Raw genomic sequence first — 23,691 nt, 5'->3', positions numbered from 1 at the left:
CAAGTAAATACGTAGGCGTAGCGTAGCTGGATAACGCATCGGACTCCGACTCCGAAGACCGCCGGTTCGAATCCGGCCGTCTACAGTTGTTCGGCAAACTATTTGCAGCATGGAGGGCACATGAACTTACAAGATTTAAAAACAAAACTTAAAAATATAATTGATATTTCAAAGGATTTTATCATTAATTATAAAAGATACTTTTTAGCAGGTGGAATTTTCATCGTCATGGCGTTGGTTCTTTTCCTTGGAACTAGCAGTGGCGGTGGTGATAGCAAATCCACATCGGGAGTTTATAAGAGCTTCAAAAAGAATAATAATTCAGAGCTGACTACTCTTATTAATAATTACTACACAGCATACGCAGAGGGCGATACAGACACACTTGCCACTCTTGCAACACCTGTTAGTGATCAGGAAATCAGCTACATTGCTTTCTATAGCCAGTACATCGAGAGCTTCAACGATGTTCAGATTTACACAAAGCCAGGCCTCACAGATAATTCTTATCTCGTAACTACAGAGGTTGAGCTCAAGTACAACGACATCGATACAGCAGCTCCTGGCCTTGATTTCTTCTATGTTGAAACAAACGAAGATGGAAAGCTTTACATCAACAACATTTACGGTTCATTCAACCAGAACAACAACATTTACGAGATGGATACAGAAATCTCTGATCTTATTGCAGTTTACATTCGTCAGCAGGATTTGCTTGATTTAAAGGCAGAGGTTGATGAGGCATACGAGTCAGCACTTGAAAGTGATGAAAATCTTTCAGCACTTATGTCAGATACATTGCCAGCAGCTATCATCCAGTGGAACACAGATTACACTGCTCAGGAAGCGGCAGCAGCTGAGGAAGCTGCAAAGGCAGAGGAAGAAGCGGCAGCAGCTGCAGAGGCCGAGGCACAGGCAGCAGCAGAAGCTGAAGAGGAAGCAAACTCTTACACAGGCACTACAAATGCAAAGGCAAATGTTCGCTCAGCAGCAGATGCTAGCAGCGATAAGCTTGGTTCTCTTGAAAGTGGTACCGAAATCACTATCTACGGTGAGGAGGGAGACTTCTACAAGTTTGATTACAACGGAACAAAGGCGTACATCACAAAGGATGCGGTTAATGTAGGCGACGCAGAGGAAGAGACAACAGAGGATACAGAGGACACAGACGAGGAAGAGACAACAAACGCTGCAGCACTTACAGCTGGTGATAAAGTCACTCTTACATCTACAGTAAATATTCGTTCAGCAATGGATTCATCTGCATCAAAGGTTGCAGTTGCTTATGCAGGCGAAGAGGTAGAGGTAGTTATGAGCTATGCCGAAGGCTGGACAAAGGTTAAGTATGGAAAGAAAGAAGGCTACATCAGAACAGACCTTTTACAAGAGTAATTCAGATTAATGATTAATTTTAATGGAGACCAAGTTTTTTGGTCTCCATTGTATTATGGAGGCATACTTGGAAGAGAGTATTAGATTAAATAAATATTTGAGCGATGCCGGGGTATGTAGCAGGCGAGCGGCGGACAAGGCAATAGAGGAGGGGCGAGTTCTTGTAAATGGCAAGCCTGCAGAAATGGGCATGCGCATAGGGCCAGATGATGATGTGGTTTTCGATGGCAAGCCAGTTTCAAACGCAGATAAAAAGCCGGTGCTTATCGCCTACAACAAGCCTGTTGGGATTGTTTGCACAGCAGAAAAGCGCGAAAAGAACAATATCATCGACCACATCAATTATCCAGAGCGCATTTATCCTATTGGCCGTTTGGACAAGGATAGCAACGGTCTGATTCTTCTTACAAATCAGGGTGATTTAGTAAACAAGATTATGAGAGCGGCTAATGCTCATGAAAAGGAATATATTGTTACTGTTGATAAGGATATAGACAGTGATTTTATTAAGAAAATGTCGGCTGGCGTATATTTGGATGAGCTGGAAGTGACCACCAGAAAGTGTCAGGTTGAAAAGCTTTCCAAAAGGACATTCAAAATCATTTTGACTCAAGGACTGAATCGACAGATTCGTCGCATGTGTCAAATGCTTGGCTACAGGGTTCGAAGCCTCAAGCGCGTTCGTATTATGAATATCGAGCTAAAGGACCTTCAGGAGGACACCTACAGAGACGTTACGGAAGCAGAGCTAAAGGTGCTCTACAAAATGCTTGAAGGCTCTAGAAACTAAGGTAAAAGGGGTAGAATAATGGAACTTAATGAATACAAGAAATTAATCGATGAAATCGATTATCACATGGATAGATACTACAATCAAAACGAGCCAGAAATCAGCGATTTTGAGTATGATCAGCTGATGCAAAAGCTCAAGGCAGCCGAGGCAGAGCATCCGGAATGGGTGACACCTGATTCACCTTCTCAAAAGATTGGTGGCGTTGCCATGCGTGAAGCTGGTGTAAAGGTTACTCACGATGTGCCAATGCTTTCTATAGAGGATGTTTTTGACAAGGCTGATGTAATAGCCTGGATTGCAAAGGTAAAGGCGGTACATCCTGATGCTAAGTTTAGTGTGGAGGCCAAAATCGACGGCCTTAGCATGACTCTTCGCTACGAAAAGGATTCAAAGGGCAAGCTAAAGCTCAAGATGGGAGAGACTCGTGGTGATGGACTTATCGGCGAGGATGTTACCGCAAATGCATTAGTTATCCCAGATGTTAATCAATATCTTGATTTGCCATATGATAGCCTTCAGCTTCGCGGCGAGGTTTATATGTCTCACGAGGATTTCGATAGATACAATGCCACTCAGGAGCTTAATGGTGGAAAGCTTGCTGCCAATCCACGTAATTTGGCGGCCGGTACACTTCGTCAGCTTGATGCAAACATCACCAAGGAACGTGGATTAAAGATGTTTGTATTCAACGTACAGCAGGGGCCAGAGGAGCTTACAAAGAGCCACTGCGACGGCATGGATATACTTGAAAAGGCAGGTGTTGCCACTGTCTTCCATAAAAAGTGTGAAACAGCAGAGGAAGTCCTTGCTGTAATTGATGAAATCGGTGATTTAAGAGGACAGTTCCCATTTGATATTGATGGCGCAGTTGTAAAGATTGATCAGGTTTCTTACCGTAATGATTTTTCTACCAGTGCTAAATACACTAACGGCCATATCGCCTACAAGTACCCACCAGAGGAAAAGGAGACAAAGCTTCTTGATGTGGAGCTTTCAGTTGGTAGAACAGGCCGTGTTAACCCTACAGCTATTTTTGAGCCAATTCGTTTATGCGGTACAACAGTTAGCCGCGCCACTCTTCACAATCAGGATTTCATCGATGATTTGGATATCGGTATCGGAGATACGATAGTAGTTTACAAATCTGGCGAAATCATTCCAAAGATAAAGGAAGTGGTTCACTCAAAGCGTCCAGAAGGCACAGTTACTTACAAGATTCCAAATGTGTGTCCTGTATGCGGTGGTCCTGTTTCCAGGGATGCTGACACAGCAGATATGAAGTGTTTGAACCCAAGTTGCCCAGCTCAGTTGGTTCGCCATATCATCAATTTCGTATCAAGAGATGCTATGGATATCAAGGGATTTGGCGAGGTTTATATTGAGGACCTTGTCAGCCAGGAATATATAAAGGATATTGCAGATGTATTTGCCCTCAAGGATAAGAGGGATGAGCTTATCGAAAAGGGAATCATCGGCAAGGAAAAGAACACAGACAAGCTTCTTGGAGCAATCGAGGCAGCAAAGAGCAACGACGCCTACAGATTGTTTACAGGCTTTGGTATTCCTAATGTTGGAAAGGCAGCTGCTAAGGCCCTTCTTTCCCAATTTAAGGACATTGAAAAGATTATGAGCCTTACAGTAGAGGAGCTTATTCAGGTAAACGATATCGGTGAAATTAGCGCTAATTCTATTTATGATTATCTTCACGATGATGTGAATATCGATATTATTAATCGTCTGAAGGCAGCTGGCGTAAACATGGTAGAAGAGGAAAAGGAAGGCGCAAGTGATAAGTTTGCAGGACTTACATTTGTTATCACCGGTACTTTGCCTACTATGGGCAGAAAAGAAGCTCAGGAGCTTATCGAGCTCAACGGCGGTAAGTGCTCTGGCTCTGTTTCTAAAAAGACTAATTATGTATTGGCAGGCGAGGCTGCAGGCAGCAAGCTTGATAAAGCCAATGCTTTGGGGGTAAATGTTATAAGTGAGGAAGAGTTAATTTCCATGTTAAATAGTTAAATGGTAACCATTTATCTATAAATAAAACACATATGGATACTATAATGTGTGTATGTTAGATTTATCCCGTTTTAATGATTTGAAAAAATACCTGGTGCTTCCATTGCTATTAGCATTCGTAACAGTTGTGCTTTTAGTATTTGGAAGCTCTAGATTCACAGTGAATTCAGAATCCAAGATCAGTCCTATCGATGAAGGCTGGTCTGTTTTTCGTGGGGTTGAAGTTCGGCGTGATATAAACTTAGGCGATTACTATATAGGCGAAAGCAAGCGAGGAGAGACTATTATCACTGAAAATGAAATTTCAGTGGAAAAACAAGGCACAACCCTTATGTTTCTCAGCAAGCTCAACACAGTGGATGTGTATTTGGATGATGAATTGATTTATACATATGGCAGAGAGTACCTGAAAACAGGAAGCTTTGTGCCAAAGAAGTATAATATTGTGACTCTTGATACAAAACCTGGAGTTCATAAGCTTATTATTGTGTATACCTTTACAGAGAATAATTCCATCAGAAGGTTTATGCCTGTTTTTTACGGCCAAAAGAGCGATTTAATAAAGACATTTTACAGTCACCACAGAATATCTATTTTCATTGGTGCCTTTCTTGTGATGTATTCCTGCATTATTTTTGCATTGTGGGTTTATTTGCTGATTACAAGAAAGAATGATATCGAAATTCTGGTAGGAGCAATTTTTGCAAATTTGCTAGGAGTATATATATTTGCCAGAAATGACATCTTTTGTTTTATAGGCAATCGAGAGATGTTTTTCTCTATGGTAGAGTATACTTCCTTTTACTTGATTCCATTGGGATTTAGTATGCTGATCTATTCTATTCATAGTCATAATATTCAAAATAAGATACGTGTAATTGCTGTTGTTAATATAATTTTCCCTATTGTTATATGGATTTTGCATATCTCTAATATTGTACATGTTAACCATTTTTTAAATGCTGTGGGTGTACTTGATATTGTCGAAATGTTTATAATTCTGCCATCTCTTATTAAAAACCTGGTAGTTTACAGAAGAGAACATGCGGATAGTGATATAAGCGTAGGAATGGACGCTGAAATATATCTGTTTATCGGTTTCATAATAATGATGGTAATGTCACTTATCGAAATTGGAACTAAGCCTAGCGTTAAGGTTAATGAAAGTGAGTATATTTCCCATACAGGACTATTTACTTCTATTAATTTCCTTGAGCTGGGCATGCTGTTTTTTATCATGTGTCACTTTATCTATTACTTCATGAACAGCGTTAATCACATCAGTGCAAATCGCATCAAGGGACAATTAGAAGGCTTGGCATATACGGATGCTCTTACAGGACTGATGAATAGAGCGGCCCTAAGTGAGTTTTATAGCGCTCTGCGAGGAAACTATGGAATAGTAAGTATCGATTTGGACCGACTAAAGTACGTTAATGATAATATGGGCCATATGGCTGGTGATAGGATGCTTAAAACATTTGCCAATATCCTGAAAAAATCCTTCAAGTCTGCAGGCATAATAGCCAGAACTGGCGGTGATGAATTCCTCGTTGTATTCCAAAGCGCTAATGAGCTGTTATGCAAAAAATGTATAGATGAAATGAATCGGGAGATGGCTGAGTTTAATAGTGTAAATGATGAATTCACACTTTCGGCATCAGCAGGATTTGCATTTAATCACGAGGTGAAGAGTGGCAGATATCAGGATGTATTTTATCTTGCTGACCAGCGTATGTATAAGATGAAGGAGGCTCACCATGGGTAAAAAGATTTTATGTCTAGGCGTAGCCATGGGAACATTTTTAATGTTGATGTTGGTGGGCCATTTCTTCTTGAAGCCTCATAATTACGACAGCGTTGTTGTGTTAGATGAGGGGTGGAGAGTTTATTACAACGACACCATTTATGAAAATGTGGCATTGTCAGATTTAAGAAAAATAATTGGCAACGGGACTCACAAAGGGGATGTGATACATATGGTGCATCCTAGCGTAGAGGTGAACAAGTTTGTGTCACCTACTATTATGTTTGAGTCCAGATTCAGCGCTTGGATTTTGTACTCCAGCACCCTAGAAGTAGAACATGAATTTCTAGATTCCTATAAGAATGGAAAGTTTATAGGTTGTGAGAATAATTTCGTAAGCCTTCCTAACACAGATAGGCCGGTGGATATTTCCATTTCACTGTTGGTTACTGAGGATGGAGCCTACAATTACTTTGAAGCTCCGGCCTTGGCAGGCTATTATACATTGCTTTTATATAGTATTTATAATAATATATTTATTTTTATGTCGGCGGCTTTTCTTGTAATATTTGGACTTATGTTTTTTGCTGTAGGCTTGGGATTTCGAAGTGATATGCCAGAGATAAACATGCAGATGTATTCTTCACTTGTGTTTATAGCCCTGGGAATATGGCTTTTGGCTCAGTTCAGACTTTTAGATTTGTTTGTGGAGACAAATGGTCATCAGACAGAGATAGAATACATTTCTTTGTATATGGTTGTACCGCTGATGTATTTGGTAATGGGGTCTATGAGAAATTACCTTCATAAGACTTTGTTCCAGTTTTTCTTAACAATTGGAGCAATCATTCCTTTGGTTTTGATAGGATTGCATTTTGTTGGAATTGCTCACATTAATCAGTATCTGTTTATTTATCAGATAGATGCTATGGTCCTGATTGTATTCATGTTTGTAATGATTTTAGTTAAGGATGCAGGCTCAAATCTGATAACACAGACACAGTACATACAGATTATGGGACAGGCTATGCTGGCCATATCCTTTATCTTTAATATTTTCTTCTACTACATGGAAGTGCTGGGATATTCAAAGCAGATAATGCTTTCGAAAAAAGCTGTGCCTCTGGGAGCCATCAGCATGGTATTTGCAACTTTGGTGAACTACAATATTTTCATTTCAGAGTCAATCGCTAGAAAGAAAGAGTACGAATCTCTGGCGCATTTGGCATATGCCGACGAGCTTACAGGCATAGCAAATAGATCTAAATATGAGAAATACATTAAAAGCATTTCGGAAAAGACAGATGATTATTGTATTATCAGCATTGATTTAAATGGATTGAAGGAAATCAATGACAATCAGGGGCATTTGATGGGAGATAAATATCTCTTTGAATTTGGTGGCGAGCTGGAGAAATGCTTTGGAAATGATGGATTTATAGCACGAATCGGTGGAGATGAGTTTGTGGTTATCCTTACCGGAGAGAGCATGTCACAGGTGGATTATTTGATAGATGGAATGAAGCATGCACTTGCAACGCTCAACGAAAAGGACCCAATCATCAATCGAAGTGCAGCTATCGGATATGCGTATCGCCACGAATGCGAGGGCAAGGATGCCAATGCGGTATATCTGCTTGCAGATGAAAGAATGTACAAGAATAAACAATTGATGCATGGCACAAGAAGGTAGGTTGTGTTATTATTAGAAATTATAAATTGAGAAGGATTTTTTTATAATAACAGAGGAGAATAATAGGTATGCCAATCAGAACACAAAACGATTTACCTGCAAAGGCAATACTTGAGCATGAGAATATTTTCGTCATGGACGAAAATCGATCTACCCACCAGGACATCAGACCTATCAGTATTGGGATTCTTAATCTGATGCCATTAAAAGAAGCCACAGAGCTTCAGTTGTTACGTTCTCTTTCAAACACACCTTTGCAGGTGGATGTGACTTTCCTTACAGTAGGAAGTCACGAAAGCAAAAACACAAGCAAGACTCATCTGAACAACTTCTATGAAAAGATAGAAGATGTGTATGACAGATATTTCGATGGACTTATCATCACAGGCGCACCACTGGAGCAGATGCCTTTTGAAGAGGTGGAATACTGGGATGAGATGTGCAAAATCTTTGAGTGGACAAAGACACATGTGACATCCACTCTGCATCTGTGCTGGGGATGCCAGGCGGGGCTTTACTACAGATACGGCATCGATAAATACGATTTGGACGAAAAGAAATTTGGCGTATTCCCACACCGAGTATTGAATCGCAAGATACCACTTGTGCGTGGCTTTGACGATGTTTTCTATGCACCACACAGCCGTCACACTGGCGTGCGCACCGAGGATATCGAAGCATGCGAGGATTTGGTAGTGTGCGCAAAGAGCGAGGAAGCCGGGGTATTCCTGTGCATGTCTAAGGATGGAAGCAACATCTTCGTGATGGGCCACCCAGAGTACGACCGCTACACACTAGACAGCGAATACAAGCGCGATTTGGGCAAAGGCCTTGAAATTGCAATGCCTGAAAATTATTACCCAGACGACGATCCGGAGCAGAAGCCTCTGCTACAGTGGCGAAGCCACGGGAATATCTTGTATTCGAACTGGTTGAATTATTACGTATATCAGAACACCCCTTACGAGTGGAATAAGATTAGCGAGAAATAAAGAATGAATTGATTTAAGTGCCGCTGCCTTTTGGTTTCGGCACTTTTGATTTATCACAAGAAGCCTGTCAGCCCGCTATCTTCCATTGGGCTGTGATAAATTTTGTCTGATTTGACTTAGGATTTATCACAAGTGAACGAAGACAAGGGGCTGCTGAGACTTCTTGTGATAAAAATCAGTCAAAATCCTCAAATTTTTATCACAAACCAACGACAGCATGCGGCTTCCGAGACTTCATGTGATAAAATCTAGTGTAAATTTTCATTTTTTTTATCACAGCAAGTCTGTCCAGCCCGCTATCTTTCGTTGTGTTGTGATAGATAATTTAAAGTGGGGCGTAAGTGAATTATTGGTTAATTATCTTATATGAACTTCATAAGGCAAGATATCTATACTTGAAAAGATGTATATTGTTTTTTTGAAGTAATCCGATATATTATGTAAGTAAGAAAGGCGTATGCCTTGGTGGGTTGACACCTAAAATCTGATACTTTTTCCAGACATAGGTGCTGGAGGTTGGCAGGCAACGGAAAAACCTGATATTTTCCAGACATAGGTGCTGGAGGTTGGCAGACAACGGAAAAATCAACCACTGAATGGGGATGTACATTGCTACGGCATATGCATTCCCATTTTAAATGTTAAGGATAATAGGTGTTATGGACGATAAAAAAGATGAAGCTTTACAAGCTCTAAATGAATATTATGAGCAAATAGATGAGGATGAACAATCGGTTGACGAGAGCTTTAAGAGAGATATTGACGATTTGTTTCAATGATGCTAATATCTTTATTAGTGAACGTACTGGAGAAACTTGTGAAGCCTCTGGTCCGGAAGGCTCCTGAGGGGGCCTTTCGTTATTTATAGGGAAATTATGGATAAACCGTTCAAGACATATGATGAGTTGCTTGATTTTCTAGAGAGCAAAACTGAAGAAATATACATAGACCAGCGACTCTGGTGGAGCCCAGAAGTACTGGTCTATTTTTATGCCAAGGATCAGGTGCCCACTGACTGAAGGCATATATAGTAACTGTCAATAGATATAAATAACCGTGTCGATTATGTTTTAAATGCACAGAAATGGAAAATATAATTTTTCAAACAACTGTATCTATGGTAATATTAGTTCGGTAATTAAGTGGAGGATGAATTGCTGTGGACTTAGAAGTTAAAGAATTATGCGCTTTAGATATAAATATATATAAATGCATCACAGAGAATATTGACACAGATAGGGTCGTTTTAACAAACAAGTCAGTTATTCATATAGCAGATCATCATCCAGATGCATATAATGACGTTCTTATAGAACTTAAGGATACTATAATTAGTCCAGATTTTATTATTAGTGACAGTAAGCATGAAAACACTGGACTTGTTATAAAGAAGATTGAATCTAGTGAAAAACCTGACCAGCATACATTTATTGTTTTAAAGATATGTACAGATTCGCAGAATGGGCAATTAGCTAATTCTATTATTTCTGGATGGAAAATCAGTGACAAACGATTACAAAGCTATTTGAGGAATAAGCAGGTTCTTTACAAAAAAGAGAAATCTTGATACAATATTCATACAAATAAGAGATATTTGAGGTGGTAAATTTCGTTGCAACCACACACCCTATGGGTCAAAAGAGATGCTACAGAGGCGACGGTAGCCAAATATCTTTTAGAACGCAGAGGACTCTGAGAAATCAGGGTCCTTTTGATATTTATAAGTGGTTTATATAGGCCAGAACTCTGGTGCCGCCCAGACTAACTGGTCTATTATTATGTCAAAAATGGTGTTTTGATCATAATTAATGGCTCCATCTACTTACAAATGGAGCGCAATGGAGCGCGGTTTTGGAAAAGCCCTTTTAGCCCGCTGGAGGAGCGGCTTTGAAAAATTTGCGCCCGTGTTATTACGTGTACCAGAATACTCCTTATGAGTGGAATAAGATTAGTGAGAAATAAAGATTGAATTGTGCCGACACTGACGGCACAATTTAGTTATGAAGACTTCTGTCGGAAACGGCAGAAGTTTTTAATTTATTTCGTAAATACGATATAATAGTGAAAAATGAATTTGATCTTTGTTAACAAATCGGCGTTTTTTAGGGCTCTTTTTTCTTTGAAGGTATAATCTTGGGCTGATATGGGAGGTAGTTATACCCTTTTATTATTTATGAGGGACTAATATGAAGTCAAAAAGGTATAACTGGCATAGGAATTTATGGAAGGTTATACCTTATAGTGGGTAATGAGACAATGGATTGAAGTCAAAAAGGTATAACTAAGAGCAATAATGATAGATGGTTATACCTTTTTGTCCAGCAGGTAAGCTTCAATTGTTCTTTTAATAATATCTTCGGTAAGTGGTGAATTAATAGTTTCAAAGGTACATATCAGATTATGGCCTGGAACATAGCCTTTGTTGATATAACTATTAAGTTTGTTCATTGCATTGAATCGATATTCAGTATTGTCCATCATTCCAAAGTGTTCCCAGATTAATTCAATGTCTTCAGAAGCCTTATATATTGTAAAATCTGGGAAATATATAGTTCCATTAATCTCGAGCCCACATTCATATTTAAATGGAATACTATAATCTGATAATCCACGAACTATAAGCGTCTCTGATTTAGATCTTACGGTAATTCCAGCAGATGTTTTAAATCGAAGTGTTTCCTGGTGTTTGTCATTATGTATATAAGGTTGTGATAGCCATTTCTGCTGTTTTATGTAATTGGGATTTAGCAAGGCCTGAAGAAGATTACTATAGCCTGGAATGTTATAGAGTAGATCTGTTGAAGAGATTTTTGGAGTTCTATCTAATTTTAGTTTAATTGATGCTATCTCATTTTCAATTTCTTGCTTGCGAACCTTGTTATATCGCTTCTTGGCAAGGGCAGTTGCTAATGCAATCTTTTCTTTTTTGATGTAGGTTCTTTTTACAGTTCCATGGTTCTTTTCTATTTGAAAATATTTGAAACCATTTGAAGTTTTAACCGCATTAAGTGACCCATTAGGGGCTTTGGAAAGTTCCTTGGTAATTTTAGCTAGCTCAGATTTTAAATCGTCAATTCTTTGCTCTTGTGATGAAGTTTTGTTCATTAATATCCTTTCTAAATTAATAGTAAAATCAGGGAGTTATCACTCGAATGAGCATTTGAAAAACAACAAAAATATATAACAAGATTTATGCTTAATCAAGAACCAAATTATGATATATGTAGATTATTATAGTTACTTTACATATTGCTGCAAAGGTCTCATCGCAGGCTGCAAATGCCCCCGCATTGTTTATTTCGTAAATATTTAATAAAATAAATTCAGGAGGATGGAGGGTAGATAATGATGATATTGAGAGATTTCAAAAAAGAAGATGCTCAGATAATAACCGGGTGGCTCAGATCGGAGGAGGAATTATACAAATGGTCTGCTGACAGATATAATAAGTATCCGCTTTCAGGCGAAGATATTAATGATAATTATGCCTCTCAGCTTGAAACGGGGAGATTCATTCCTCTCACTGCAGTGGATGATAATGAGGATATTATTGGACATTTCATCATAAGGTATCCGAGAGATGACGATGACAGTTCTGTTCGATTTGGTTTTGTAATTGTGAGTCCTGAGTTTCGGGGAAAGGGATACGGAAAAGAGCTGCTCAAGCTTGGAATAGAGTATGTAAAGGAAAATATGACTGCCACAAGAATTGACCTGGGCGTATTCGAGAATAATGAGAGCGCAAGGCATTGTTATGAAGCGATAGGGTTTACGGAGTATGCAAGAAGAGAGTGCCAGATGCCAATCGGCATCTGGAATTGTGTGGATATGGAGTTGTTTATAAAAAGTTTTTAGCAACAATAGGAGGAAAGGTAGAGCTTACTGATAGAATTGCTTATTATCTTGAGATTGGAAAAGTTAAGAAGGTAACTAAGACAAAGAGGTACTCTATTGACGTAGGTGTAATAACTGAAGATACAATCACAAAATATAGTTTGTTCAGAAAAGCATAGAGCCTTTTTCAAGGAAAAAATTGGTAAAACATTTTCTTTTAATGTACAGTTTCAGAAATGGCTAAAAGCAAATGTTGGAAATACAAAAAGAGTTTACCAGGGCAAAATAGATATGAGGATTCTGACCTAGATGTATTAAGTAGATAATGGTGTAACAACATGATTTTATAAAATAGAAATGTGCAGAAAATGCAAATTGCAAATGCAGAAAGATTTTGAGTTGTTTGCACTGCTTAAATATTATGGTACTATAATAGTGATCTGGGCGAGAGCTCTTTGGATCACCGTAGGCGGGAAGAATTTCCCGCCATTTTTTAGGTATTGATAAAAAGCGATTATAAAGTTTTTTCATAGATCAGCGACTATTGGGACGCCTAGAATTTTTGGTCTATTATTATGCCCAGATTGTGGGGACATTGCCCCCACAATCTGGGCATAATAAGTAAAAGCCTTAAAGGATAAAGAACTATAAAGTGAAAATTTTGCAACATGGTGTTGCAAAATTAGTGTACCTCATAGGGCTAGAAAAATCAGTTGATTTGGCGAGGGTATTTCAGGCTAAATGAAAAAATACCTCAGCGAAAAGCCAGTGTTTATGAGGAGTTGAAATTTCAAAGTACATGGTTATTACGTGTATCAGAACACTCCTTATGAGTGGAATAAGATTAGTGAGAAATAAAGATTAATTGTGCCGACACTGACGGCACAATTTAGTTATGGAGACTTCTGTCGGAAACGGCAGAAGTCTCTTCCTATTTCAGCCAGAATTCTGTATATACAGTGTTTATGGGAATAAGTGAAAAAATCACTGTAATAGGAAATGTGTACATACAGTTATTCTTAATGATGATGCGATAATAACTGTATAAATGTATTAGATAACTTCTGTTTTAGCAATATTGGATAGATTTTTTAGCTTCTAATAACGGTCTAATAACTGATAGTACAGTGATTATTATAATTATAGAGAAAAAAACTGTATGAGGCCAAATTTGAAAATATTTTTGTACAGTGATAATGTCATTAAGTTCAAAATAACCTGTAGAAGGTACGATGCATTTTTTTATTTTACAGATTAATCTGTTATACTATTATTAGTATATAGTTGAAACTAGGTAGAGGAGATTAGTAATATGAATCAGGAATCATTTTCATTTGTAATATATATGATTCATGCTTGTGCTAATAAATGGGGAAAACTTCCTTCTGAAGTTTATTCATTACTTAGTAGTGTTGATTGTATTAATAATTATTTGGTAAAGCACTTTGATATTATTCACACGCAAAGTACGTCATATGTTATCGATGACATTACAGATTATTTGAATGCAAGAGGAGTGAAAATATGATTGTCTACCATGGTGGAATAGATGTAATTGAAAAGCCAGATATCAATCATTCTTATAGACCTTTGGATTTTGGTAAAGGTTTTTATATTACCACAGTTAAGGAACAGGCAGAAAAATGGGCTAAAAGAAAAGCTGATATTTTCGATAAGGATGTGGCTGTTGTCAACTGTTATGATATGAAAGAAGGCACTGATAGTTTTATAATTAAGACTTTTCCTGATGATTTGACTGAATGGATAGATTTTGTTTGTGCTTGCCGTGATGGAGCTGAAGAATACAAACAATATGATATCATTATGGGAAAAGTAGCTGATGATAAAGTTTTTAGAGTAGTGGATATGTATCATCAAGGCATTTGGGATAGAGATAGAGCTTTAAAAGAAATTAAGGTATATGAAACTTATGATCAGATAGCTTTTATTTCTCAAAAAGCTATAGATAGTCTGTTGACTTTTAATTGTTCTTATGAGGTAAAATAATGGATGATAGAGTACTGGAACAAGTATATCAGGAAAGCTTAGAAGAAAGGCTGATTTCTTATATAGCTGATGAAAATAATATTTCTTTAGAGAAAGCCATGGCTATATATTATGGGAGCAAACTTTCTAATAAAATAAATCAAGGTAATGAGGGAATACAATACTTGGATTATAAGGTTCTTGCGGACATATTGAAAGAGACAGAACCGGAGCTTTTTGATAAGTAAATAAGATATATTATTTTGCCCTGAGCAATCAGGGCATTTTTTATTTTACCCAATTAAGTGTATAATGCATTTATAAATTTTTTAATTAGGAGGACATACTATGATTAAGATATACGGAATGCACACATGCCCTTACTGTGACTTTCTGCAGCCACAGATTCAGGGAAAGGAAGATCAGTTTCAATATATAGATATAGGTCAGCATGTTCAAAATATGCATGAGTTTATGGATATGAGAGATAACAGACCTGAGTTTGACCATTCAAAGGAAATAGGAGATATAGGAATTCCATGTTTTGTATTTGAGGATGGAAGAATCAGTCTTGACCCAGCAGATGCAGGACTTGTTGAATACGATGGTACATCTTCTTGCTCTATCGAGGATCATAAAGCTGGCAAAAAAGGTTGCTAGTTAAATGGCAGAATAATACGTGGCAGTTCTTAGTGTTTTTTAGGAAAACATAATCAAGCTTAATCCCATCAACTGGAATTTCTGTAAGCATATTTAGGTATAGGATGATGGAAAGGGAGAAGGGACATGATTAGTAAGCTTTTAGCGGAAAAGTTTATTGAACAGGTAACAGAATACACTTCATATAATGTAAACATTATGGATGAGGATGGTGTAATAATAGCAAGCAGAAACAGTGAGCGAGTGGGGCAGTATCACGAGATTGCTTACAGGATTGTTCATGGGGAAGAGGATATAGTTGATACTACAACCATTGAGCAGTTTCCAAACGTTCTTCCAGGCATAAACATGGTAATTGAGATGGATGGAAGGCGAGAGGGAGTAGTTGGTCTTACTGGAGAGCCAGAGGAAGTCAGACCTGTAGCAATGATTGTAAAGATGGCAATTCAGTCTATGCTTCGCTATGAAAAGCAGCAAGAAAAAGCTAGACTACGTGAAAATCGAAAAGAACGTTTTATCCATATGTTAACTGAGGTTGAGTATGCAGATTCGCAGGAAATACGTGAGTTGGCTGAGGAACTTGGCTATCCTGAAGAGAGAATAAGAATTCCTATCTTAGCTATTATGGATGGGGTTAATGCATCTGATTTTTTAGTACATCTTAAAAAGAGTCCTTATCATACTCTAAAAGATGTTTCTTTGGCTCTTGATGAAAAGAGAGTTATCATATTTAAGACTATGCCTGACACAGTTAGCGAATTATTCTCTGATTACAAATACATAGTTGGAGAGTATTTAAGCCCAGTTCTTAGGTGGATGAAAGAAAATGATACTCAGGCGAAGTTTTATATTGGCAGTTTCCAAGATTCTTATGCGCGGTATTACTATGCATACAGACATTGCAGATGGTTACAGGAATATATAAAAACAGAGGGAAGCTCTGTCTTCTTCTATGATCATGTAGGAGAGTATTTGCATTTCATTACTCCAATGAGAGATATGGCAAATATGTTTTATATCTTTGAAAGCAAATTCCCGGAAGGAAAGATAGATGATTTCATAGAGACAGTTGGAGCTTTAATTAGAAATAACTTTAACTTTAATAAAGCAGCCCAGGAGTTATTCATACATAAGAATACATTGGTATATCGATACAATAAATACAAGGAATTGATGGATATAGATCCAGTGGCTAAAGCTTCTGATAGAAGCTTTTTGGAGAGTTTCTACACCTATTTGTATAGGAAGAGGAACAAATACAATATATAATGTGTTGTGTTCTCAACACAAAAAATCAATGCTCTTTTTGTAATGATAGTACATTAAATTCTATAACGCCCTCCCTTATCATAAAAGTATCTTATAAATGCTTTAAGAAGGGAGGGCGGTTCCATGACTGGATTTCCGTTAATAATCATCTTTATTTTGGCAATCGTATTAATGATTGTTATGATCTCAAAATTCAAGATTCACCCATTTATTTCAATTATGTGCATCTCTTTGGTATTAGGTCTGTTAGCGGGTATTCCTATTGTTGATGTCACATTAGAGGACGGAACAACAAAGGCTGGTATAGCTACTGTAATTGGTCAGGGCTTCTCTGGCACATTCACATCTATTGGTATTGTTATTATCCTTGGTGCTTTAATAGGAAGTATCTTGGAGAAAACAGGTGCAGCTTTAAAACTTGCTGACATAGTAATTAAGATTGTAGGCAAGAATCATCCTGTACTTGCTATGGAGCTTATGGGTTGGGTTGTTTCAATCCCAGTATTCTGTGATTCAGGATTTGTAATCTTAAACCCTATCCGTAAAGCTTTAGTAAAGAGAACAGCTTCATCGTCTGTTGCAATGACAGTTGGTCTTGCAGCTGGTCTATTTACATCACACGTATTTATACCTCCTACACCAGGTCCAATTGCTGCAGCAAATACACTTGGAATTGGTGACAATTTACTTCTTGTAATTGGACTTGGTTTAGTATGTTCAATCTGTCCACTTATTGCAGCATATTTCTATGCTACATTCATTGGCAAGAAGGTTAAAGCTGATGATGAATTCGATACAAATGCTGTTAGCAAAACATACGAAGAATTAGTTGCTGAGTATGGTAAGCTTCCAAATGGATTCTCAGCTCTTGCACCTATTATCGTTCCTATCATCCTTATGGCATTATCTTCAATTGTTACAATGGCTAAGGTAACAGGCGCTGGTGCTAACATCTGCAAGTTCTTAGGAACACCTATTATCGCTCTTGCAGTTGGTACAATCTTTGCTGTTATTCAGCTTTGCGGAGCTAAAAAGATTGATGAGTTTTATGACATCGTAAATGATACTTTAAAGACAGTTGGTCCTATTCTTTTCATTACAGCTGCTGGTGGTGTACTTGGTAAAGTTATCGCTTCTTCTGATATGGTTAACTACATTTCAGAGCATGCAACAGTACTTTCAGCAATGGGCATCTTTTTCCCATTCTTACTTTCAGCTATCTTAAAGAGTGCTCAGGGATCATCTACAGTAGCACTTACAACAACAGCTGGTATTGTAGCTCCACTTCTTCCAGTGCTTGGATTTACTACACCAGCACAGATAACACTTGTATGTATGGCAATCGGAGCAGGTGCTATGACAGTATCGCATGCTAACGATTCTTACTATTGGGTTGTTACAAACTTTGGTGAGATGACTCCTGAAAGAGGTTACAAGACCTGGACAGTAGCATCACTTGTTATGGGTATCGCAGCTATTATTGAAATAGCTATTCTTAGCCTATTCATACATTAATAATATGACCGAGGAAGTTTTATGAATCAGAAATTAAGGAATGATATTGATTATATTGTTGAAAACACTATAAAAGAAGTTCTGCCTGATGAGGCGGTTACTAGAGCTCTTAACAATTTCTCTTATGGAAAAGGTAAAGTGATTCTAGTAGCCGCTGGAAAGGCGGCTTGGCAAATGGCCGCAGCAGCAAAAAAGGTTCTTAAAAGATTAGATGGCGGCATTGTAATAACAAAATATGATCATGTGAAAAGCAACATTGAGGGGATACAATGCTTTGAAGCAGGACATCCAGTACCTGATCAAAATAGCTTTGATGCGACAAAAAAAGCTATTGAATTAGTGGAAGGCCTAGCAGAAGAAGATACAGTTATCTTTTTGCTTTCCGGTGGTGGAAGTGCCCTGTTTGAATTGCCATTAATTTCTGGTGAAGAACTACAAGATATTACAAAGCAGTTACTTGCTAGTGGTGCAGATATAGTAGAGATAAACACTATTCGCAAGCGTCTTAGTAAAGTAAAGGGCGGTAGATTTGCTCTAGCTTGTGCTCCAGCCAAAGTATTTAGTATTGTGCTTAGCGACATAGTTGGTGATCCACTTGATATGATAGCAAGTGGTCCAGCATATCCTGATTTTTCTACATGTGATGAAGCAAAAGAAATAGTTCGTAAATACAATATCAAGCTTTCTAAGGAAGCTGAAGAGCTATTAGATAAAGAAACTCCTAAAGAATTAAATAATGTTGAAACTCACATAACGGGATCTGTACGAGAGCTTTGTAGAGCTGCTGCTAGCAACAGTGGAAAGTTAGGTTACAAGCCTATTATTCTGACCGATGAACTTTGCTGCGAGGCAAGAGAAGCAGGAAGTTTTCTTGCTAGCATCGCAAAGACTAAAGCAAAAGAAAATGAAAGGCTTGCCATTATTGCTGGTGGAGAGACAGTGGTTCATCTTACTGGTACAGGAAAGGGTGGAAGAAATCAGGAACTTGCACTCAGCGCTGCTATAGGAATAGCTGGAAATAGAGGCATTGCTGTAGCATCAGTTGGAAGTGATGGAACAGATGGCCCAACAGATGCCGCTGGAGGCTATGTTGATAACGAGACTCATCAAGAATTACTGGCTAAAGGAATCAACATACATGATGTTTTAAAAGATAATGATGCATACAATGCATTAAAAGCAGTTGATGGTCTGATAATAACTGGCGCAACAGGAACGAACGTGAATGATGTTGCTATAGCATTGATTGATATCTAATCACTGAGGACTCTGAGTAATCAGAGTCCTTTTTTTAGATATGTCGCCTCTTTTTTCTTTGAACACTATATTATAAACTAATATATATTAAACTCACGGGAGGATTATTAGGTGATAAGTATCTTACTTGCGAAGAAAATAGCAGAATTTTTTATTTTTATCATTTTGGGATTTTTAATTGTTAGATGCAATATTTTGAAATCGACAGACTCAGAGGTAGTTACAAAACTTTGCATCTATCTTATGACTCCTGCAATAATTATTAATGCCTTTCAAATAGACGCTACCGGTAATGTTATAAGAGGATTGTTATTAGCAGTATTTAATGCTGTCATTATTCATATAGTCTGCATTATAATAGCCAAACTATATGGAAGACTTACAAACGCAACCGAAGTAGAAAGAGCATCTATTATATATTCTAATGGTGGAAATCTAATAGTACCTATAGTCGGATCGGTTCTCGGTGATGAATGGGTTGTTTATTCTGCAGCATTTGTTGCAGTCTTTAATATATTCGTATGGACCCATGGAAGAGGAATGTTTGCTAAAGAAGATGGCATTCCATGGAAGAAAATATTACTTAATGTAAATATTATCTCTATAGGAGTAGGGTTATTTATGTTAGTTTTCGACTATAAATTTACAGGAATTGCATCTTCCGTGATATCCTCCCTAGCAGATATGGTTGGTCCGGTATCAATGATTATAGTTGGAATGGTTTTAGGGGGCATGAAAGTACAAAACATCTTTTCTAACAATAGAATCTGGGGCGTAATATGTATGCGTTTGATCATATGTCCTCTTGTCATTCTTTTAATAATGAGCTTATTACCAGTTGAATCTTTTGTCCCAGGAGGAGATACAGTTATGCTTGTCTCTTTTTTGGCAGCATGTGCTCCATGTGCTGCAACAATAAATCAATTTGCCATTTTGTATTCAAAAAATGCCGAATACGCAAGCGCAATAAATATTTTGTCTACTTTGTTATGTATTCTTACCATGCCTATAATGGTTTATTTATTTCAGATTAATCACTAATATAGAGTTCAATTTTTACAAAATGGTTGTCAATACAGCTTGCATCTCTAGGAGACAGTTAACGTTTTAATCACAGGCTGGTGCTATCATAAATCCATGGAGGGGTGAGCTATGGATGCTATGGTACCAGTTAAAGATGATCAAGAAGCTGCAAATGAATACTTCGAATTATATATGTCGCTGCGAGTTGCGCTGAGAGAGGGCAAGATTGAAACCACTGATGTGGAAGAATATCTGGCATATAAGGAACGAATGCTCCCAAAGAAAGCTAGGGAAATTGCGCAGGAGATGATTTTAAATGTTAAAGACTACCAATAGGTGGTCTTTTTGCGTATAGAAACCATGGAGAATTTTTATGGGAGTATTAATTATTATAGGATTAATTTCAATATTTGTACTTAGTGCAATAAACAGTACACCTGAAGCTATTGGAAAAAGAGGCGAAAATGAAATCGCAAAGGACCTTTATAGCATATATTTTTGGGGATACGAGGGTTATTGCCTAAAGAATATTTATGTTCCCAGAGAAGATGGCTCTACTTCGGAAATAGATTTGTTATATATAACATGCAAAGGTTTTTTTGTTATTGAAAGTAAGAATTATAGCGGATATATTTTTGGCGACGATAGAAGGAGCGAGTGGACCAGTACGCTTTATGGTGGAAGAGCTTGGTTTGGCCGTAGTAAGGTTAATAAATATAAGTTTTATAATCCTGTTTGGCAAAATAATACTCATATTAAAGCTTTAAAACATTATTTAGGAGATATATCTGCGATATCGATTATTGTATTTGGCAGCAACTGTGAATTAAAAAATATAAATGTAAATGCGAATAATGTATATATCTGTTACGAGAATGACCTTAAGAAATTAATAAAGAGTATTTGGAATTCAACACCTACAAGATATACTAGGGAAGAAGTAGACAGGTACTACAATAGGCTTTTGCCATTGACGGGTGCTACTACTGAAGCGAAAAGAGCTCATGTTCAAAAGATTTACGAGAAACAACAAGGCGAAAAGTGTCCACGTTGTGGAGGAACTTTGATATTAAGACAAGCTAAAAAAGGAATCTATGCAGGCAATCAGTTTTACGGATGTTCTAATTATCCAAGGTGTAAATATATAAGAAACAATTAGACATGAAAAACGCCCAAGAGAAACCTCTTGGGCGTGATTATTTATAACAAGCAACAAGGATTTTGGGCGGGCGTCCAATAGCTCCCGCATCTCTCGGAGTTACCTCCTGTCAAACCATCGGCGTGTAGACGTGGACGAATTCTTCTACCTCCAAAACCCTTGTATTTGTTATTATCATAATATCATGACTATTTTTTCTTGTAAAGAATAGCCTTATTCTTTAGAAGTCTTTTCCATTCTTTTTCACGAATGGTTTGGAATGTAATCACTGAGTTTTTATACTCAGGATTATCTGTAGATGTTGCGAGTCGAACAACAGCTTTTAGGTGAATATTATCATCTATTAAAATATCCTTTAATGCAACAGCACTATTGGGTTTATTAGCTTCAATAATGTAGTCTGGTTCTTCGACAGTCGTTTTAATATATTCAAGATAAAGCTTGTAGTCATTTGGATGGCGTTGCTTTATGTGTTGTAGTCGTTCATTAGTTAATATAACATCATCTGTTACTATATCTTCTGTGACACAGTTATAAATAGCTTTATGTAGCTTAGCTATAATATTCATTTTTTGATTCTTTCTAGTAGCTGATTTATCAAGCTACTCATATATTGTAACATATAAGATTCGAACATAAAATCGAAAAGTGTTCGAGAAAATGTTCGAAATCGAATACATATTTTGAAGGGTAGTAGAAAAAAACAAATAGTTTTATTTAACGGTTTAATCACAGTGGAGTGCTATCATACATCAATGGAGGTGATATAAATGAAAAAAATAGTAAGTATATTATTGATATCTCTAATGCTTAGTTTAGCAATGGGGTGTGGCAGTACAAATTCTGAAAAAATACAAGGCGATTCGCAAAGTGTCACAAATCATACAGATGAAGAAGATGTTAATAATGATACTAATCAAAAGGTTGAAGTGGATGAAGGTTTGATCGATGTCGAAGTCACTCTTCCTGCTTCTTTTTTCTCTGATTCAGAGGAAGAAGTAACTCAAGAGTCATTAGAGGAAAAAATTAAGGATGAAGATGGTATTAAATCTGTTAAATTAAATGAAGATGGCTCGGTTACATATGAAATGACAAAAAAGAAACAGGGGGAAATGCTTGATGAAATAAAAGCAAGTATTGATGAATCCTGTCAGTCACTGGTTGATAGTGAAGACACATCATTTGTTTCAATTGACTACAACGATGATGTAACAGAATTTACTTGTGTTATGACAAATACAGAACCTAATTTATCGGAAAGTTTTTCAGTTATTTCTATTTACTTGCTTGGTGCTTATTACAATACATTTGCAGGTGAAAGCGATTTTGATGTAAAAGTTCAATACGTAAACGAAGAATCTGGTGAAACAGTTTACGAGGGAAGCTATCAAGAATGGTTGAAAAAAACAGAATCATCCGATAATTAGGCTTAATAATAAAGCATATATCCAGGTTTTATAAGAAGGCGGAGCATAAGCTCCGCCTTTATTAAAGTTTATAATTAGTAACCAACACCAGCAACGCCATATAATGCTTGATCTTCAGTGAAGCCTTCAAATAACAATTGTGCAATAAGTCTGTCACGAGAGAATGCAGACCAACTCATATATGATTTTGCTTTTTTCACTGCTTGGTCATACCAATTAGCACCACAATTAGTAATGGCATATTCTGCCTCTAGTTCGGTATATCCTTCAAATAATAATTGATTATATAATCCACTTTGAGAAAAAGAAGTCCAGCTCAAATATGATTTAGCGTCAGAAAGTGCTTGGGTGTACCAATTAGCACCACAATTAGTAACAGCATATTCGGCTTCTATTTCGGTAAATCCTTCAAAAAGTAATTGTTCATATAAACCTTCCTGAGAAAAATTAGTCCAACTTAAATATGATTTTGCCTTTTTTAATGCTTGCTTGCCCCCAGTAGTGTTAGCAACTGCCTTCAGTTGTTGATCTTTTAGAATGATAGCATTTACATCTGTACCTGGAGCGTATGGCAGTCTACCTTCTTTTGCTCCGTTTGTCAGATAGTGATTGTATAGTGCAGTTGAATCGGTGCCTAAAACAGCAACTACATCTGGATTTGATATAGCATAAAATTCAGCATCGAATACAGAACCGTCACTCATAACAGCTGGAGCTGCAAATGCAGTTTCTGATAAAACAAAAATAGATAAAGCGATTGCAAGAAAACTAAAAAATGTTTTTTTCATGTAAATCCCTCCTTGATAAAAACATTTTTATCTCCCGGATTTTCATTCTACATTCATATATTGTTTATTTTGTGAAATGAAGTTTCAAAATTAATGAAGAAGTTGCTGGATATCAGCTGCAAATATGTTACAAAAAA

General features: G+C 37.2%; 24 protein-coding genes and 1 tRNA gene. 22 read left to right on the top strand and 3 right to left on the bottom strand.

Annotated elements, in window-relative coordinates:
• The first annotated feature begins 11 nt into the window (after positions 1-11).
• The 8 genes from BO15_RS0110840 (at position 12) to BO15_RS13325 (ending at position 10,203) form a co-directional block, all read left to right on the top strand.
• Positions 12-85, top strand: a tRNA-Arg gene (locus BO15_RS0110840).
• 35 nt (positions 86-120) lie between these two features.
• Positions 121-1,392 carry an SH3 domain-containing protein gene (locus BO15_RS0110835; RefSeq protein WP_033154330.1) on the top strand — a complete coding sequence of 424 codons (1,272 nt, stop codon included), beginning with the start codon at positions 121-123 and terminating at the stop codon, positions 1,390-1,392.
• A 55-nt stretch (positions 1,393-1,447) separates the two neighbouring features.
• Positions 1,448-2,182: a pseudouridine synthase gene (locus tag BO15_RS0110830; RefSeq protein ID WP_033154329.1), complete on the top strand. Its 735-nt coding sequence runs from the start codon at positions 1,448-1,450 to the stop codon at positions 2,180-2,182.
• Between the two features lie 18 nt (positions 2,183-2,200).
• Positions 2,201-4,204 carry an NAD-dependent DNA ligase LigA gene (gene ligA / locus BO15_RS0110825; protein WP_033154328.1) on the top strand — a complete coding sequence of 668 codons (2,004 nt, stop codon included), beginning with the start codon at positions 2,201-2,203 and terminating at the stop codon, positions 4,202-4,204.
• Between the two features lie 52 nt (positions 4,205-4,256).
• A complete protein-coding gene (locus BO15_RS0110820; protein ID WP_033154327.1) occupies positions 4,257-5,972 on the top strand; it encodes a GGDEF domain-containing protein in 1,716 nt (571 codons plus the stop codon).
• Positions 5,965-7,644, top strand: coding sequence for a GGDEF domain-containing protein (locus BO15_RS0110815; protein WP_033154326.1), 1,680 nt, complete (start codon positions 5,965-5,967; stop codon positions 7,642-7,644). Before BO15_RS0110820 ends, BO15_RS0110815 begins: the two co-directional genes overlap by 8 nt.
• Before the next feature lie 68 nt (positions 7,645-7,712).
• Positions 7,713-8,636, top strand: a complete 924-nt coding sequence (gene metA / locus BO15_RS0110810; RefSeq protein WP_033154325.1) for a homoserine O-acetyltransferase MetA — start codon at positions 7,713-7,715, stop codon at positions 8,634-8,636.
• 1,159 nt (positions 8,637-9,795) lie between these two features.
• A complete protein-coding gene (locus tag BO15_RS13325) occupies positions 9,796-10,203 on the top strand; it encodes a PBECR2 nuclease fold domain-containing protein (protein ID WP_052169896.1) in 408 nt (135 codons plus the stop codon).
• Positions 10,204-10,940: 737 nt separating this feature from the next.
• Here BO15_RS13325 and BO15_RS0110800 read toward each other — a convergent pair.
• A complete protein-coding gene (locus BO15_RS0110800) occupies positions 10,941-11,741 on the bottom strand; it encodes a hypothetical protein (protein ID WP_033154324.1) in 801 nt (266 codons plus the stop codon).
• 240 nt (positions 11,742-11,981) lie between these two features.
• Here BO15_RS0110800 and BO15_RS0110795 point away from each other — a divergent pair, with 240 nt between their 5' ends.
• From BO15_RS0110795 to BO15_RS0110740, 13 genes are all read left to right on the top strand, one after another.
• Positions 11,982-12,491, top strand: a complete 510-nt coding sequence (locus BO15_RS0110795) for a GNAT family N-acetyltransferase (protein ID WP_052169895.1) — start codon at positions 11,982-11,984, stop codon at positions 12,489-12,491.
• Positions 12,428-12,649 (top strand): hypothetical protein, encoded by a 222-nt coding sequence (locus BO15_RS13940; RefSeq protein ID WP_420329328.1) that lies wholly within the window; start codon positions 12,428-12,430, stop codon positions 12,647-12,649. Before BO15_RS0110795 ends, BO15_RS13940 begins: the two co-directional genes overlap by 64 nt.
• Entirely contained in the window at positions 12,606-12,779 is a 174-nt protein-coding gene (locus tag BO15_RS13935; protein ID WP_420329330.1) for a DUF6434 domain-containing protein, read from the top strand. Before BO15_RS13940 ends, BO15_RS13935 begins: the two co-directional genes overlap by 44 nt.
• Before the next feature lie 1,003 nt (positions 12,780-13,782).
• A complete protein-coding gene (locus BO15_RS0110785) occupies positions 13,783-13,998 on the top strand; it encodes a DUF3791 domain-containing protein (protein WP_033154323.1) in 216 nt (71 codons plus the stop codon).
• A complete protein-coding gene (locus BO15_RS0110780) occupies positions 13,995-14,477 on the top strand; it encodes a DUF3990 domain-containing protein (RefSeq protein WP_033154322.1) in 483 nt (160 codons plus the stop codon). The genes BO15_RS0110785 and BO15_RS0110780 overlap by 4 nt, the downstream gene beginning before the upstream one ends.
• Entirely contained in the window at positions 14,477-14,704 is a 228-nt protein-coding gene (locus tag BO15_RS0110775) for a hypothetical protein (RefSeq protein ID WP_033154321.1), read from the top strand. The genes BO15_RS0110780 and BO15_RS0110775 overlap by 1 nt, the downstream gene beginning before the upstream one ends.
• A gap of 100 nt (positions 14,705-14,804) precedes the next feature.
• Complete coding sequence (locus BO15_RS0110770; protein WP_033154320.1) at positions 14,805-15,116, top strand: glutaredoxin; 312 nt, start codon at positions 14,805-14,807, stop codon at positions 15,114-15,116.
• A 126-nt stretch (positions 15,117-15,242) separates the two neighbouring features.
• On the top strand, positions 15,243-16,385 hold the full coding sequence (locus BO15_RS0110765; protein WP_033154319.1) for a CdaR family transcriptional regulator: 1,143 nt from the start codon (positions 15,243-15,245) through the stop codon (positions 16,383-16,385).
• 123 nt (positions 16,386-16,508) lie between these two features.
• A complete protein-coding gene (locus tag BO15_RS0110760; protein WP_033154318.1) occupies positions 16,509-17,900 on the top strand; it encodes a GntP family permease in 1,392 nt (463 codons plus the stop codon).
• 21 nt (positions 17,901-17,921) lie between these two features.
• Complete coding sequence (locus tag BO15_RS0110755; protein WP_033154317.1) at positions 17,922-19,157, top strand: glycerate kinase type-2 family protein; 1,236 nt, start codon at positions 17,922-17,924, stop codon at positions 19,155-19,157.
• A 111-nt stretch (positions 19,158-19,268) separates the two neighbouring features.
• Complete coding sequence (locus BO15_RS0110750) at positions 19,269-20,198, top strand: AEC family transporter (protein ID WP_033154316.1); 930 nt, start codon at positions 19,269-19,271, stop codon at positions 20,196-20,198.
• A 111-nt stretch (positions 20,199-20,309) separates the two neighbouring features.
• On the top strand, positions 20,310-20,516 hold the full coding sequence (locus BO15_RS0110745; RefSeq protein ID WP_033154315.1) for a hypothetical protein: 207 nt from the start codon (positions 20,310-20,312) through the stop codon (positions 20,514-20,516).
• A gap of 37 nt (positions 20,517-20,553) precedes the next feature.
• Complete coding sequence (locus tag BO15_RS0110740; protein ID WP_033154314.1) at positions 20,554-21,339, top strand: nuclease-related domain-containing protein; 786 nt, start codon at positions 20,554-20,556, stop codon at positions 21,337-21,339.
• Positions 21,340-21,527: 188 nt separating this feature from the next.
• On the opposite strand, the gene BO15_RS0110735 is transcribed toward BO15_RS0110740, so the two are convergent.
• On the bottom strand, positions 21,528-21,908 hold the full coding sequence (locus BO15_RS0110735; RefSeq protein ID WP_033154313.1) for a PBECR2 nuclease fold domain-containing protein: 381 nt from the start codon (positions 21,906-21,908) through the stop codon (positions 21,528-21,530).
• A gap of 201 nt (positions 21,909-22,109) precedes the next feature.
• Between BO15_RS0110735 and BO15_RS0110730 the strand changes: the two genes are divergently transcribed.
• Positions 22,110-22,766: a hypothetical protein gene (locus BO15_RS0110730; protein ID WP_033154312.1), complete on the top strand. Its 657-nt coding sequence runs from the start codon at positions 22,110-22,112 to the stop codon at positions 22,764-22,766.
• Positions 22,767-22,840: 74 nt separating this feature from the next.
• Here the strand turns inward: BO15_RS0110730 and BO15_RS13320 are convergent, their stop codons facing one another.
• Entirely contained in the window at positions 22,841-23,554 is a 714-nt protein-coding gene (locus BO15_RS13320) for an Ltp family lipoprotein (RefSeq protein ID WP_052169894.1), read from the bottom strand.
• Between the last annotated feature and the right edge of the window lie 137 nt (positions 23,555-23,691).

Origin of the sequence: Pseudobutyrivibrio ruminis HUN009, from assembly GCF_000703005.1 — a bacterium.
GTDB lineage: Bacteria > Bacillota > Clostridia > Lachnospirales > Lachnospiraceae > Pseudobutyrivibrio > Pseudobutyrivibrio ruminis_A.
This window is presented reverse-complemented; position numbering and strand designations above follow the sequence as displayed.

Bases quoted from the DNA above. Each gene is read 5' to 3' on its own strand.
- BO15_RS0110730 (WP_033154312.1), top strand. From the start codon at position 22,110: ATGAAAAAAATAGTAAGTATATTATTGATATCTCTAATGCTTAGTTTA.
- BO15_RS0110770 (WP_033154320.1), top strand. From the start codon at position 14,805: ATGATTAAGATATACGGAATGCACACATGCCCTTACTGTGACTTTCTG.
- BO15_RS0110835 (WP_033154330.1), top strand. From the start codon at position 121: ATGAACTTACAAGATTTAAAAACAAAACTTAAAAATATAATTGATATT.
- ligA (WP_033154328.1), top strand. From the start codon at position 2,201: ATGGAACTTAATGAATACAAGAAATTAATCGATGAAATCGATTATCAC.
- BO15_RS0110795 (WP_052169895.1), top strand. From the start codon at position 11,982: ATGATGATATTGAGAGATTTCAAAAAAGAAGATGCTCAGATAATAACC.
- BO15_RS0110755 (WP_033154317.1), top strand. From the start codon at position 17,922: ATGAATCAGAAATTAAGGAATGATATTGATTATATTGTTGAAAACACT.
- BO15_RS0110745 (WP_033154315.1), top strand. From the start codon at position 20,310: ATGGATGCTATGGTACCAGTTAAAGATGATCAAGAAGCTGCAAATGAA.
- BO15_RS0110740 (WP_033154314.1), top strand. From the start codon at position 20,554: ATGGGAGTATTAATTATTATAGGATTAATTTCAATATTTGTACTTAGT.
- BO15_RS0110820 (WP_033154327.1), top strand. From the start codon at position 4,257: ATGTTAGATTTATCCCGTTTTAATGATTTGAAAAAATACCTGGTGCTT.
- BO15_RS13320 (WP_052169894.1), bottom strand. From the start codon at position 23,554: ATGAAAAAAACATTTTTTAGTTTTCTTGCAATCGCTTTATCTATTTTT.
- BO15_RS0110830 (WP_033154329.1), top strand. From the start codon at position 1,448: ATGGAGGCATACTTGGAAGAGAGTATTAGATTAAATAAATATTTGAGC.
- BO15_RS0110775 (WP_033154321.1), top strand. From the start codon at position 14,477: ATGGATGATAGAGTACTGGAACAAGTATATCAGGAAAGCTTAGAAGAA.
- BO15_RS0110800 (WP_033154324.1), bottom strand. From the start codon at position 11,741: ATGAACAAAACTTCATCACAAGAGCAAAGAATTGACGATTTAAAATCT.
- metA (WP_033154325.1), top strand. From the start codon at position 7,713: ATGCCAATCAGAACACAAAACGATTTACCTGCAAAGGCAATACTTGAG.
- BO15_RS0110735 (WP_033154313.1), bottom strand. From the start codon at position 21,908: ATGAATATTATAGCTAAGCTACATAAAGCTATTTATAACTGTGTCACA.
- BO15_RS0110815 (WP_033154326.1), top strand. From the start codon at position 5,965: ATGGGTAAAAAGATTTTATGTCTAGGCGTAGCCATGGGAACATTTTTA.
- BO15_RS0110765 (WP_033154319.1), top strand. From the start codon at position 15,243: ATGATTAGTAAGCTTTTAGCGGAAAAGTTTATTGAACAGGTAACAGAA.
- BO15_RS0110785 (WP_033154323.1), top strand. From the start codon at position 13,783: ATGAATCAGGAATCATTTTCATTTGTAATATATATGATTCATGCTTGT.
- BO15_RS0110780 (WP_033154322.1), top strand. From the start codon at position 13,995: ATGATTGTCTACCATGGTGGAATAGATGTAATTGAAAAGCCAGATATC.
- BO15_RS0110760 (WP_033154318.1), top strand. From the start codon at position 16,509: ATGACTGGATTTCCGTTAATAATCATCTTTATTTTGGCAATCGTATTA.